Origin of the sequence: Paraburkholderia agricolaris, from assembly GCF_009455635.1 — a bacterium.
GTDB classification, from domain to species: Bacteria; Pseudomonadota; Gammaproteobacteria; order Burkholderiales; family Burkholderiaceae; genus Paraburkholderia; species Paraburkholderia agricolaris.
Genome location: NZ_QPER01000002.1, coordinates 2,492,765 through 2,505,441, shown reverse-complemented (window position 1 = coordinate 2,505,441; position 12,677 = coordinate 2,492,765). Strand labels below are relative to the sequence as shown.

Genomic DNA, 12,677 nt, shown 5'->3' with positions numbered 1-12,677 from the left:
AGGAGCAGGGAGACCCATGAAAAAATGCATCGCAATGAGCGCGGCAGTGCTGACGCTCGGGACCGGCACGGCGCACGCCGAGCCGTATCAGACAACCTTGCTGGCCGCGCTGCCGGAGTTCAATGGCAGCTTGCGCGAAGGCGTGGCGCTGTACGGCTCGGTCGATATGGGAATCAACTACCAGACCGTGGGCGGCAAATCGCTGGTGCAGACCCAGAGCGGCGGCGAATGGACCTCGAAGTTCGGCATCTTCGGACGGGAGGATCTGGGCGGCGGTTTGCGCGCCGAATTCAATCTGGAGAACGGTTTTCTGGCCAATAACGGCGCCATGCAGGACAGCACGTCATTCTTCAATCGCGAGGCATGGGTGGGGCTGAACTCGTCGACGTATGGCCGGCTGCGTTTCGGCAAGCAGATCGGCACGGGGCTGCCGCTCTTCGTCGACGTGTTCGGCACGGTGGGCACCAACTCGGCTTATACGTGGCTCGGCACCGCTGTCGTGCAGACGCCGAAGGGCTTCGGCTACAACAGCGACCTCGGCGCGGGCGCAACGCAACTGGCCGCGCGGGTGAACAACGCGATCACGTACCTGTCGCCGACGTTTGCGGGCTTCAGCACGGAACTGATGTACGCGCCGAGCAACGTAGCGGGGCAGTCGCCTGCCGCGGCGGCGCAGGGTGCGCTGTTGCAGTGGTATGACGGCAGGACTTACGTGACGGGCACCTACAACCAGGTGTGGGGCGCCACGGGAACAGGCAGCACGAGCACCGTGCGCAACGATCTGTACGGCCTCGGCGTAGTGGTCGACACCGGCAAGATCGTGCTGTCCGGCGCATTCAACCAGTACGCGCCGAGGCTCGCCAACGACGGCATCGCGCGTGTCTATACGCTCGGCACGATCTGGCCGGTCGGGCGCAATGCGTTCCGGGCTTCGGTGGTGTATCGCGATACGTCCGGTGTGCACGACTCGGCAAACAATCCCGCGAAAGATTCGGCGTTCGGTGTAATGCTCGGCTACGACTACACCCTCTCCAAACGCACGGGCCTGTATGCGCGCGCCGGCTTCATCCGCAACTACGGCATTTCCACCGTACTGCTGAACAATAATCCGCTGCCGACACAAACCGGCAGCAGCGCGCCGGAACTCGGTACGACGCCGGTCACCGTGTCGCTCGGCATGTATCACAACTTCTAGGCGTACGGCTCCCCATGAATGCAATCCAACACACCGCAGGCGCCGTCGCGAGCAACGCGGCAGCGCAGCGCGCGTCGCGCCGGACCATCTTCGCCGCGGCACTCGGCAATGGCCTCGAATTCTTCGACTTTACGGTCTACAGCTTTTTCGCCGCGCTGATCGGCAAGTTGTTTTTTCCGGCCGGTAGCGAGGTCGGCGCACTGATGATGTCGCTGGCGACGTTCGGCGTCGGCTTTGTGGTGCGGCCGCTCGGCAGCATTGTGATCGGCGCGTATGCCGACCGCGTGGGCCGCAAGCAGGCCCTCGTGCTCACTGTTTCGCTGATGGCGCTCGGCACCGGCATGATCGGCCTCGCGCCGACTTACGCGGCGATCGGTCTGGCCGCGCCCGCGATCATCGTGCTGGGCCGTTTGCTGCAAGGCTTCTCGGCGGGAGGAGAAGTGGGGGCGGCGACCACCTTGCTGATGGAGTCGGGCAGCGCGGGCCGGCGCGGTTCGCTGGTGAGTTGGCAGATGGCCTCGCAGGGCGGCGCGGCGCTGGTCGGCGCGCTGGTGGCGGCGACGCTCTCGCGCAGCCTGTCGCACGAGGCACTGCTTGCATGGGGATGGCGCGTGCCGTTCCTGATCGGGCTCCTGATCGGTCCGCTCGGTTTCTATCTGCGCAAGCATCTCGACGAGACCTTGCCGCCCGCGCATGCGGTGACGGCGGCGGCCCGCAAGTCCCGCATCGAATGGCGGCAGATCGTGGCGGGCACGATGCTGGTGATCGGCGGTACCTCGTCGATGTATGTGATCGTGTTTTTCCTGCCGTCGTTCCTGACGATGACAACCGGCATGCCGGCGGCGGTATCGTTACTGGCGGGTTGCACCGCGGGCCTCGTGCTGCTGATCGGCTCGCCGTTCGCCGGCCGTCTCGCGGACCGTATGCCGCGTCGCAAGACCTTGCTGTACGCGGTGTCGGTAGTGTCGCTGGTTGTGCTGCTGCCGGCGTTCTATGCGATCAGGACCTGGCCGTCGATTTATATCGTGGTGCTAGTCGTATTCGTGCTGATCGGCTTGATGACGCTTTCGAGCCCGGCGGGTTTCGTGCTGATTCTCGAAGCGTTCAAACCCGAAGTGCGGGCAACGTCGCTTGGCATCATCTACGCGTTGGGTGTGACGATTTTTGGCGGCTTCGCGCAGTTGATCGTCAGCGCGTTGTGGCGCATGTCGGGGAGTTTTTATGCACCGGCCTGGTATGTGCTGGCCTGCGGGCTGGTGAGTTTCGCCGGCATCGTGCTGTTCAAGGAAGCGGAATAGGAATGCACTGTCGTGGTGCGGGCGGCGCCAATGCTCGCATCGAGTCGTTGGAAGCGGTCGTCTAATTGTCTGGCCGCGAAGCTGAACGTTGACATGTGCGCGGTGTAATAGATTTGTAGGTGAGCGAAGGTTTGCGCATCGTAGCGCCTTGTGCCGGGCGCGCGCTCTATTGCCCTGTTTGCCGCGTTTTCCGGCGTATTTTCCCGCACATTTTCGGGCGCGTTTTCGCAAGCGGCCTGCCATGCGAAAGTAATTTCTTTGTAATAGTCCGCAACAGTGTTTTGCGTTTTCCCTCATTCAATTCGCACCGCAATCGCTTAAACTTGGCGGTAACAATATGTTACGGGGTGCGAGATGTTGGCCGTGTTCATCATCGCTTGTCCGATCTGCATTGCGGCGCTGTTCGGTTTCGCGCGGCGTGTGGATCCACTGACGGGGCAGTTCAGGCGTTAAGCCGAAGTGGGCCGGTTGCTGTGGCGGATTCGGAGCCTGGGGTCCGAAGCCATCGCACTGGTTTTGCCATTTTCTTTAGCCGATCAACGCTCCAATCCTTGCCTTTCTGTGCCGAGTCGCGGCACGATGCGCGATAAACCTAAGTTTGGGGCACGATCGCGCATGCGAGATTTTCTGGCAAACATCACTTCACGCCTTTGCGTACTGAAGGGCATCCTTCCTTTGAGCCGTGCTGCGGCGGCGCGCGATGCGCTGGCTGGCGTGCAACTGGCGTCAATGGATATTCCGCAAGTGCTCGGCTACGCGCGCATTGCCGGCATGCCTGCCGTTACGGGCCTTTACACCGTCTTTCTGCCGCTTATCGCATTCGCGTTCTTCGGTGCGTCGCGGCACCTCGTGGTGGCTGCCGATTCCGCCACCGCCACCATTTTTGCGAGCCGGCTCTCTACCATGGCGCCGGCTTCGAGCGCTGAATATGCGGCGCTCGCCGGGATGGTCGCCTTGCTCACTGCTGCGCTGTTGTTGACCGCGCGGATCTTCAAGCTCGGCTTTCTCGCTGATTTTCTTTCGCGCACGGTACTGGTCGGTTTCCTCGCCGGGGTCGGCGTGCAGGTCGGCATCGCGATGCTGGGTGACATGCTCGGCATTCCTGGGCATGCCGCCACCAGCGTCGGCCAACTCGTTCTGGCGGTGCGCGAGTCGGCGCAGATCAATCTGCCGACGCTTGCCATTTCAGTGCTGGTGGTTGTCGCCATTCTGGTTTGCAAGCGCTTTTTGCCTCGCGTGCCGGTGCCGTTGATCGCGGTGGTGGCGGGCATCGCGGCCAGCGATATTTACGGTTTCGCGGCGCACGGTATCGCCGTGCTGGGGCCGGTGGCCGGCGGCTTGCCGCCGCTGCGCATGCCTTCGGTTACGTGGCAGCAACTGCTCGATCTGCTGCCGGTCGCGGCTTCCTGCTTCGTGATGATCGTCGCGCAAAGCGCCGCCGCGAGCCGCGTATTCGCTGAGCGTTATCACGAAACCGTCGATACCAACGCCGACCTGCTGGGTATCGCCGCCGCCAATGCCGCGGCGGCGTTTTCCGGCGCGTTCGTGGTGAACGGCAGTCCGACGCAAACCGCGATGGCCGATCGCGCCGGTACGCGCAGCCAGTTCGCGCAGCTTGCGTTTGCCGTGGTGGTGGTTGTAGTGCTGCTGTTTTTCAGCCGTTTTTTGCAGTACCTGCCGCACTGCATCCTGGCCAGCATCGTGTTTACGATCGCTGTCGGGCTGATCAATCTGACGACGCTGTTTTCGATTCGCCGCGAAAGTCCCGGTGAATTTACGCTGGCCGTGTTCACCGCGGCAGCCGTGGTGTTGATCGGTGTCGAGCACGGTATTCTGGTCGCGGTCACGCTATCGTTACTGCGGCACGTGCGGCATAGTTACCGGCCGCACACCATGATTCTCGCGCCCAGCGAAGGCGGTATCTGGGCGCCGGTGCCGGCCGCGCCCGGACTTCAGACCGCGCCGGGCCTGATCGTCTATCGCTTCGGCGCCGACCTGTTCTACGCGAACGACCACTTTTTCGTCGAGAACACCCGCAGCCTGATCGATCACGCGCCGAGCCCGGTGCACTGGTTCGTCATCGACTCTGGCGCGATCACCGACCTCGACTATTCGGCGGCGCGTTCGGTCGGCGAATTGTGCGAGATGCTCAAGAAGATCGGTGTCGACGTGATCTTCGCGCGCGTGAACCAGTACCTGCGCTCGGATATGGAGCGGCATGGAATCACGCCGATCGTCGGCAAGGATCGCATTTTTAGCACCTTGCACGAAGCGTTGCGCCTGGCAGGCGTGGAGCAACCGGGTACGCGCAAAGACGCATCGTAACGAAGGACTATGACGAGGCGTTATAAACGCCTGTTTGGTCAGACGTGGCGGGTCGGCTTCAGAGGTAGGGCTCTTCGTCGGCAAAGAAGTAGCCGACGAAAAAGCACGCGCCCGCAAGCAGCGCACCGAGCACGGCCACCGTATACGCGAGCGCCGTGCCCTGCCAAAGACCGTTGAACCACTGGTGAAGCTCCGCCATCAGCACCTGCGCGGTGCCGCCAATGCGCTGCAATTCGATCTGATAGCGCGGGTCCGCGATGCTGTACATGGAGACGGCGCTGTCCGGCGCCGGCGCCATTGCATAGATGATCGCCGCGGCGATCAGACTGCCGAGCAGCACAGCAGCGCCTGCCAGATAAAGCCGCTTTTGGAATGGCGAGCGCTTTGCTGCCGGATCCAGGTTGTTGCCACCGCTCATTCTGTTCGCTTGTCCACTCGATTCATCAAGCTGACAGTATCGCAGAGCGGGCGAATCCCGAAGGCGCCGTTAGCTTTTCGACGTCAGCAGCTTCATCCCGGCAATGCCGAACATGATCGCGAGTGACCCGTCCAGCCAGCGGCGGATCGCGACGTAAATGCGCCGCGCGGACGCGGTTGAAAACAGCACCGCGTAGCTGCTGAACACGGATACGCCGATCACCATGCAGCCGAGTACTACCGGTGCCGTGTGCGAGGTGCCGCCTGCCGGCGACATGGCCAGCGAAACGATTGAGAGCCACACCAGAATCGCTTTCGGATTGGTGAGGTGCAGCAGCAGGCCGCGCAAATAGAGCCGTTTGAGTGGTTCGCCTTCGCGTGCGGTATTCGTGGGCAGCGTTTCCGCGCGGAACGCGGAGCGCGCGGATTTGAAGCCGAGCCATAGCAGATAAAGTCCGCCGGCAATCTTGATCGCCACCAGACATTCCGAGTAAGTGGCAAGCACCGCCGACAAACCCAGCGACGCCAGCAAGGCCCAGAAAAACGAACCGGACACCACGCCGAGTGCGAAGGTGAGCGCGGATTTTCTGCCGGCGCTCATCGCGAGCGACATGATCGCAAGATTGCTTGGCCCCGGACTCGCCGTGCCGACGAAATAGGCGCTATAGGCGATCAGGACGTCGGTGGTGAGGAAGGTGCTGGCGATCATGGGTTTGTAAGCTTGGGTGGCGAGCAGGGTGGAACGATGCGAGTGCAACGATTCTGCGCGCCGGCGTGCGAATCTCACAGATACAGTTGACGGCCTGTGCAACGGCACAATCGTGCGCTTGCCACGTGGGCTTGCCACATTCATTTGCCATATCAGACACCACATTGGGCACCACCTCAGGCCCCACCTCAGGCCCCACCTCAGGCAGGTAACTCACGCAGCCCGGAGCCGCCGTGCAACTCAGCCCCCCGCCGCCGAGCCGATGCAATCCGCCAGCGCCTCCGCTACCGCCTGCCGGCTATGCCGTGGACGCTGCACGAGCCCGATTTCACGGTGAAACGTCGCGTCGCCGAGTTCGAGCGCGCTGACGTTGGCGGGCCATCTGCCGAGCCCCGCCGTATTCGGAATCAGCGCCACACCGATGCCGCGTGCGACCAGTTGCGCGATGCCCTGCAACTCGTCCAGCTCGATCACGTCGTGCACGTTCAGCCGCTCGCGCCGCAGAAAACGGTCGACCAGCCTGCCGCCGAACGATCCGCGGTCGTAGCGGATGAACGGCTCGCTTCGGAGCAGCTCGCGCCAGGAGCGCTTGCCACGCGCGAGCGCCTTGGGCGCCAGCAGCACGAACGGCTCGGTGACGAGCGTGCGCCATTCCAGTTCGGACGGCAGCGCGAACGGCGGTTTGATGATCACGGCGAGATCGAGCTCGCCCGAGTCCACCTGGCCGAGCAAACCCAGCGACACGCCGGGCACGACGCGCATCCGCCAGCCGGGGCGGTCGTCGCGAAAACGCGCCAGCGCATCGGCGAGAAACGACACTTGCGCGGATGCAATCGCGCCCACCCGCAGCATGCCGCTATCGGCGGCGCCCGCGCCGCGCTCCGAGAGCCGCGCGTACAGCGTCATCATTTCCTCGGCGAGCGCAAGCGTTTCGCGGCCGGCGTCGTTGAGCGTGGCGGAGCGGCCTGTGCGGTCGAACAGCGCGAAGCCGAGTTGCTCTTCGAGCCGCTGCATCTGCGCGCTGACGGCCGATTGCGTCAGGCCGATGCGCGCACCCGCGCCGGAAAACGTACCGTACTGGCTGACGGCGATAAAGGTTCTGAGTTCGCTGAGCATTGTCTATTAATCGATTTTGGTGTTGGTCAGGTCAAATATATATCGTTTTTCACCATTTTTATTCATAGTTAAAATTGGCCTCACGCGTGCGGCTTCATGAACCGCTCCATGGGCCGCTTCAGAGACCGGCACGCGATCCCATTTTCCTCTCTGCGAGTTTTCCGAACATGAGCGTTTCCGAAACCGTTTTGCCGCCGTTCCATCTGGCGTTTCCTGTGCATAGCCTTGCCGCCGCGCGCGAGTTCTATGGCGAGTTGCTCGGCTGTGCGGAAGGGCGCAGCTCGCCGGACTGGGTCGACTTCAATTTCTACGGCCACCAGATCGTCGCGCACCTCGCGCCGGAAGAAATCGGCCACCGGCACACCAGTAAGGTCGACGGCGACGCGGTGCCGGTGCGCCACTTCGGCGCGGTGCTCTCGATGGCGCAATGGCAGGCTGCCGCGGACAAGCTGCAACAGGCCGGCATCGACTTCATCATCGAACCGCATGTGCGCTTCAAGGGCGAGGTTGGCGAGCAGGCGACGATGTTCTTCCTCGATCCGTCGGGTAATGCGCTGGAATTCAAGGCGTTTGCGGATATGTCGTCGTTGTTTGCGAAGTAACAGTTGGTGCGAGGGGCCGGCGGTACACGCCGGCCCCTGGAAATACAAAAGCCGGTCAACCGTGATGGTTGACCGGCTTTTTCGTGCCCGAAGCCAAAGCTCAGCGATTGACCAGCCGCGCCGGAATGAACACCAGAATCAGCACGGCGGAAAGCGTCAGCGTGCAGGCTGTCAGGACGAGCCCGGACGCCAGCGTATGCGTGTAACTCTTGAGCCAGCCGATCACGGTCGGGCTGATGAAGCCTGCCAGGTTGCCGGTGCAGTTGATCAGCGCAATCCCCGCCGCCGCGCCGGTGCCGCCGAGAAACGCGGTGGGCAGTGCCCAGAACATCGGCAGCGCGGTGACCACGCCGGACACGGCCAGCGTGAGTCCGATCATCGACAGCAGCGAGCTGTCGCCGTTGGCCGCGCACAGGCTGAAGCCGCTGGCCGCCACCAGCGCAGGCACGACGATATGCCAGCGGCGCTCGCGCGTGCGGTCCGCGTGACGGCCCACCGTGATCATCGAGACCAGCGCCGCGGAATAGGGAATCATCGTCAGCAGGCCAATCATCAACGGATCGTCGATCCCGGTGCCGCGAATGATGGTGGGCTGCCAGAAGCCGATTGCGTAGGAGCCCATCACCACGCCGAACAGCACGAGGCACAGCAGCCAGACGCGCGCCGAGCCGAACACGGCGCGCACCGAACCATGAGTGCGGACCACGGCGTCGGCGTCGATCTCGTCCTGAATCAGACGTTTTTCTTCGCTGCTGAGCCACTTCGCGTCGGCCACGCGATCGTCGAGGCAGCGAAAAATGACGAAGCCGAGCGCGATCGACGGCAGCGCTTCGACAATGAATAGCCACTGCCATCCTTCAAGACCCCACGCGCCGTTGAACGCGTGCATCAGATAGCCGGACAGCGGGCCGCCGAGCAATCCGGAGACCGGAATGCCGGCCATCAGCAGCGCCGTCATCTTGCCGCGCCGGTGCGAGGGAAACCAGTAGGTGAGGTACAGGATCATGCCGGGAAAGAAGCCTGCCTCGGCGACGCCGAGCAGAAAACGCACCACGTAGAACATCAAGGGCGTGTGTACCCACGCGGTGAGCATCGACAGCAGGCCCCACGTAATCATGATGCGGGCGATCCAGCGCCGCGCGCCGACGCGATGCAGCAGCAGATTGCTGGGGACTTCGAACAGAAAGTAGCCGATGAAGAAGAAACCGGCGCCGAGGCCATAGGCCGCGTCGCTGAAATGCAGGCTGCTGAGCATCTGCAGTTTCGCAAAGCCGACGTTGACGCGATCCAGATAAGCGACCACGTAGCCGACGAACAGCAGCGGCATGAAGCGCCACGCAACGCGCCGGAATAGCTGATCGGCCGGATTCGTATCGGCTGTGGCAGGGTAGGACGTTTGGGTTAGCAAGACTTGTCTCCTGGCCCGCCGTGCTGATTGTTTTGAAGGCTTGGGCGGGCGAACGATGTGAGAGTGTAAGGGCAGGTGAGCCGCGTTTCCATGACTAGGCGGGGCTGATCTCCTTGAGGTCGGCAGCGAGCGTTGCCGCGTCTTCGATTTCGAAACCGGTCTGGGTGAGCGCCTCTTGCAGTTCGTGTTGCTGGGCGTCGTCGAGTTCGACTAGCGGCGCGCGCAGCGTGGGCCAGTGCGGATCGCCCGATTGCCACGCGATCGCGGCCTTCATCGCGGCGATGATCGGGTAGCGCTGAAAAACCGCGCGGGTGTCGTTGAGCCGTTGCTGCTGAGCGGCGGCATCCGCGTCGCGCCATGTCTGCGCAAGACGCACGATCGCGGCCGCGTTGACGTTGCCGGTGGCTGTGATGCAACCGGCGCCGCCGTTCTGCAGGGTCGGCAGCAGCAGCGTTTCGGTGCCGGCGAACACGTCGAAGTCCGCGTGCTGAAATTCCTTCAGCAGCGCGGCGGTGTGATTCCAGTCGCCGGAACTGTCCTTGATGCCGGCGATCACGCCGGGATAGCGCATGAGCAGGCGCTCGATCAGGCCGAAGCTGATGCCGACCTGGGCGACCGGCGGGATGTGATACAGATAGACGCGCAGGCGGGCATCGGCCACGGCTTCGATCACTTCGGCAAAGCCGCGAAACAGCCCTTCGTCGCTCACGCCCTTGTAGAAAAACGGCGGCAGCATCAGTACGCCGGCGCAGCCGCTGTTCACTGCATGGCGCGTGAGTTCGATCGCATCGGGCAGCGCGCAGGCGCCCGTGCCCGGCATCATTTGCGCGGGTGGCAAGCCGGCGTCGAGCAACGCGTCGAGTAGCGCGCGCTTTTCGTTCACGCTGAGCGAGTTCGCTTCCGAGTTCGTGCCGAATACGGCTAGCCCCACGCCCTGGCGCAGCAGCCAGCGGCAATGCTTGATGAAGCGGACGGGCGAGGGCGAGCGGTCGGCGTTGAACGGCGTGAGTACCGGCGACAGAACGCCGCGTAAGCCGGACGTGGGCGTGCTCATGGAAGTGTCTCCTTCGGTGTTCCGATGTTCGTATAGGTCGTGTCGTCGAATGCCTGCCGGGCGGGCCGGATATACCGGGGCAAAGCACTCAGGCGCCGACGCAGTATTGCGTGACCCTGAACAGCGAAGAAGCGTGAGCCGCTTGCTTCAAACGTTAATTATTTTTGTGTCTCGCGAGGCGCGGCGTCCAGTTCCTGTGCGGCCTTCAGGAAGGCATGGACGAGCCGCATACGCGCCGACGAGCGCCCCCACAGCAAACCGACCACACGCTTCGGAAACGCGTGCGGCAACGGCCATCTGGCGAGCGACAGCCCGGAAAAGCGCGTCATCAGCCAGTCCGGCACCAGGGATACACCCAGGCCCCGGTCCACCATCACCGCGATGGCGTCGAGCCCGTCGAGTTCGCAGCGCTGATGCGGCTGGATACCGTGCTGGCGCAAATAGCCGTCGGCCAGTTGTCCGCCGACCACGTTGCGGTCGTAGCGCACGAACGGCTCGCGTTGCAGCACGGCGTGCGGGTCGTCGACCTGCATCGACGCGGGCGTCAGCAATACCAGCGGTTCTTCACGAAAGGTGTACCAGTCGCAGCTTTTCGGCAGATCGAAGAGTGGCTGCACCAGCATCGCCGCGTCGAGATCGCCGCTCACCACCTTGCGGTAGAGCTCGACCGAATTGCCCGGCTCCAGATAGATATCGACCTGCGGATGCCGCGCCAGCAACCCCGCCAGCACGTCGGGAATCACGCTGGTCATCATGGTGGGCGTGCCGCCCAGCCGCAGTTGACCGGCGAGTACGGACTCGTCGTTGAGGTCGGATTTCAGGTCGCGGATATCGTGCAGCACCGCGCGGGCACGTTCCAGAATGCGCTCGCCGGCCTCGGTCGTGCCGACCGTACGGCCTGACCGGCGTACCAGCTTCGCGCCGAGTTCCTGCTCGAGCATCTTCACGCGCTGGGCCACCGCCGCAGGCGTCAGATCGAGTCTGCGCGCGGCTTCGGCGATCGATCCGAGTTCGACCACATAGACAAAGCTCTGCAGATAGCGCGAGTCCATCGAATAGAATTTTTATCTTTTGAAGAAGCCAAAGGATACTGTTTTTGACGCCTCGCGGCTATCACACTTCGATCTCACCGAACGCGCATCAGACGCGGACGGCCAGCAAATTTGGAGGAGTGTGGAAATGCCAAGGATTGAATCGGTGTCGGTTTGCGCGGCGGGTGTGCCGCTCGACCGGGTGACTTCGTTTGCGACTCGCACGGTCTCGACGCGTCACTATGGTCTGGTGAAAGTGCGCTCGACCGATGGAGTGGAAGGGATCGGCTTCTGTTATGTCGGCAGTGCGGGTGGCGAACTGCTGCGGGTAGCAGTCGAGCAATTGCTGGCGCCGGTCCTGATCGGCAAGGACTCGTATGCGGTCGAGGGCCTCTGGCAGGCGATGTATCAGGAGGCGTTACTGCAAGGCCGGGCCGGCACCGTGATGCGCGCCATCAGTATTCTCGATACGGCCTTGTGGGATCTGAATGCGCGCAGCCACAATGTGCCGCTGCACAAGTATCTCGGCGCGGTCGAACTCGATACTGTGCCCGCCTATGCGAGCGGCGGCTACTACCTCGAGGGCAAGTCCGCGGGCATGCTCGGCGAGGAAATGGCGAGCTATGTCGAGATGGGTTTCAAGGCCGTGAAGATGAAGGGCGGGCGCCTGTCGCCACGCGAAGAAGAAGCGCGCGTGCGGGCCGCGCGCGAAGCGATCGGCCCGGATGTCGAACTGATGATCGACATCAACAACGGCTGGACCGATACCACCCAGGCCTTGCAGCATCTGCGGCGCATCGAGCAATACGATCCGTACTTTGTTGAGGAGCCTTTTTCTCCCGACGATATCGACAACCACGCGCGCCTTGCCAAACTCACGCGCGTGCCGGTGGCGACCGGCGAAATCGGTTATGGCCGCTGGTATCACAAGGAACTGCTCGACAAGGGCGGTGCGGCGATCCTGCAAACGGACGCCGTGGTGTGCGGCGGTATCAGCGAATGGCGGCGCATTGCGGCGACTGCCGCGAGCTACGGCGTGGTGATGTGCCCTCACTGGTTCCATGACGTGCATGCGCCTTTGGTTGCGGCCACACCCAATGCCCGCTATGTCGAATACTTCTGGGACGACCAGGTGCTCAACTTCCGCCGCCTGATCGATCGTCAGCTCGGCCACAGGAACGGGCGTATCGTGTTGCATCAAACGCCGGGCCTCGGCTTCGATTTCGACGAGCGTGAGGTGGCGAAGTACGGCAAGTGGACTGTGGTCGCCTAGGCTCGAATGCCCGACTTGAACAGAAAGGCGTTGCATGACGCGAATCTGGCCGTAAGGTATTAGCATTGCGCAATAAAATATAAAGGCATGTCTCGCCTGAGTTCACCGAGACTTGCGTGGGACATGCCTTTAATCGCCCCCTTAAAATCGCCTATCTCCACCTCTTCAAACGTTTGCGTCTGCACGGCATTGCGTGCGTTTGAAGTGTCTCCTATCCTTACATTAGCCTTCCTGACAATTCCGCCATTT

11 protein-coding genes are annotated in these 12,677 nt (G+C 62.8%); 5 read left to right on the top strand and 6 right to left on the bottom strand.

The annotated features are described in order from the left end of the window. The first annotated feature begins 16 nt into the window (after positions 1-16). From GH665_RS32475 to GH665_RS32465, 3 genes are all read left to right on the top strand, one after another. Positions 17-1,195 carry a porin gene (locus GH665_RS32475; RefSeq protein ID WP_153141214.1) on the top strand — a complete coding sequence of 393 codons (1,179 nt, stop codon included), beginning with the start codon at positions 17-19 and terminating at the stop codon, positions 1,193-1,195. A 14-nt stretch (positions 1,196-1,209) separates the two neighbouring features. Then, positions 1,210-2,493 carry an MFS transporter gene (locus GH665_RS32470; protein WP_153141213.1) on the top strand — a complete coding sequence of 428 codons (1,284 nt, stop codon included), beginning with the start codon at positions 1,210-1,212 and terminating at the stop codon, positions 2,491-2,493. Positions 2,494-3,108: 615 nt separating this feature from the next. Then, on the top strand, positions 3,109-4,818 hold the full coding sequence (locus tag GH665_RS32465; RefSeq protein WP_153141212.1) for a SulP family inorganic anion transporter: 1,710 nt from the start codon (positions 3,109-3,111) through the stop codon (positions 4,816-4,818). Between the two features lie 58 nt (positions 4,819-4,876). Here the strand turns inward: GH665_RS32465 and GH665_RS32460 are convergent, their stop codons facing one another. The 3 genes from GH665_RS32460 to GH665_RS32450 all read right to left on the bottom strand — a co-directional run bounded on the left by GH665_RS32460 (position 4,877) and on the right by GH665_RS32450 (position 7,060). Beyond that, positions 4,877-5,236 carry a hypothetical protein gene (locus tag GH665_RS32460; protein WP_153141211.1) on the bottom strand — a complete coding sequence of 120 codons (360 nt, stop codon included), beginning with the start codon at positions 5,234-5,236 and terminating at the stop codon, positions 4,877-4,879. Between the two features lie 69 nt (positions 5,237-5,305). After that, a complete protein-coding gene (locus GH665_RS32455) occupies positions 5,306-5,944 on the bottom strand; it encodes a LysE family translocator (protein ID WP_153141210.1) in 639 nt (212 codons plus the stop codon). Between the two features lie 240 nt (positions 5,945-6,184). Then, positions 6,185-7,060: a LysR family transcriptional regulator gene (locus tag GH665_RS32450; RefSeq protein WP_153141209.1), complete on the bottom strand. Its 876-nt coding sequence runs from the start codon at positions 7,058-7,060 to the stop codon at positions 6,185-6,187. 167 nt (positions 7,061-7,227) lie between these two features. On the opposite strand from GH665_RS32450, the gene GH665_RS32445 reads away from it, so the two are divergent. Next, positions 7,228-7,662 (top strand): VOC family protein, encoded by a 435-nt coding sequence (locus tag GH665_RS32445; RefSeq protein ID WP_153141208.1) that lies wholly within the window; start codon positions 7,228-7,230, stop codon positions 7,660-7,662. A 100-nt stretch (positions 7,663-7,762) separates the two neighbouring features. On the opposite strand, the gene GH665_RS32440 is transcribed toward GH665_RS32445, so the two are convergent. The 3 genes from GH665_RS32440 to GH665_RS32430 all read right to left on the bottom strand — a co-directional run bounded on the left by GH665_RS32440 (position 7,763) and on the right by GH665_RS32430 (position 11,176). Then, positions 7,763-9,070: an MFS transporter gene (locus GH665_RS32440; RefSeq protein ID WP_246216437.1), complete on the bottom strand. Its 1,308-nt coding sequence runs from the start codon at positions 9,068-9,070 to the stop codon at positions 7,763-7,765. A gap of 94 nt (positions 9,071-9,164) precedes the next feature. Further along, a complete protein-coding gene (locus GH665_RS32435; protein ID WP_153141207.1) occupies positions 9,165-10,124 on the bottom strand; it encodes a dihydrodipicolinate synthase family protein in 960 nt (319 codons plus the stop codon). A 158-nt stretch (positions 10,125-10,282) separates the two neighbouring features. Next, entirely contained in the window at positions 10,283-11,176 is an 894-nt protein-coding gene (locus tag GH665_RS32430) for a LysR family transcriptional regulator (RefSeq protein WP_153141206.1), read from the bottom strand. A 127-nt stretch (positions 11,177-11,303) separates the two neighbouring features. Between GH665_RS32430 and GH665_RS32425 the strand changes: the two genes are divergently transcribed. Beyond that, positions 11,304-12,428: a mandelate racemase/muconate lactonizing enzyme family protein gene (locus GH665_RS32425; RefSeq protein WP_153141205.1), complete on the top strand. Its 1,125-nt coding sequence runs from the start codon at positions 11,304-11,306 to the stop codon at positions 12,426-12,428. Positions 12,429-12,677 lie beyond the last annotated feature (249 nt).

Coding starts and splice junctions, on each gene's coding strand:
- GH665_RS32475 (WP_153141214.1), top strand. CDS start 17: ATGAAAAAATGCATCGCAATGAGCGCGGCAGTGCTGACGCTCGGGACC.
- GH665_RS32470 (WP_153141213.1), top strand. CDS start 1,210: ATGAATGCAATCCAACACACCGCAGGCGCCGTCGCGAGCAACGCGGCA.
- GH665_RS32465 (WP_153141212.1), top strand. CDS start 3,109: ATGCGAGATTTTCTGGCAAACATCACTTCACGCCTTTGCGTACTGAAG.
- GH665_RS32460 (WP_153141211.1), bottom strand. CDS start 5,236: ATGAGCGGTGGCAACAACCTGGATCCGGCAGCAAAGCGCTCGCCATTC.
- GH665_RS32455 (WP_153141210.1), bottom strand. CDS start 5,944: ATGATCGCCAGCACCTTCCTCACCACCGACGTCCTGATCGCCTATAGC.
- GH665_RS32450 (WP_153141209.1), bottom strand. CDS start 7,060: ATGCTCAGCGAACTCAGAACCTTTATCGCCGTCAGCCAGTACGGTACG.
- GH665_RS32445 (WP_153141208.1), top strand. CDS start 7,228: ATGAGCGTTTCCGAAACCGTTTTGCCGCCGTTCCATCTGGCGTTTCCT.
- GH665_RS32435 (WP_153141207.1), bottom strand. CDS start 10,124: ATGAGCACGCCCACGTCCGGCTTACGCGGCGTTCTGTCGCCGGTACTC.
- GH665_RS32430 (WP_153141206.1), bottom strand. CDS start 11,176: ATGGACTCGCGCTATCTGCAGAGCTTTGTCTATGTGGTCGAACTCGGA.
- GH665_RS32425 (WP_153141205.1), top strand. CDS start 11,304: ATGCCAAGGATTGAATCGGTGTCGGTTTGCGCGGCGGGTGTGCCGCTC.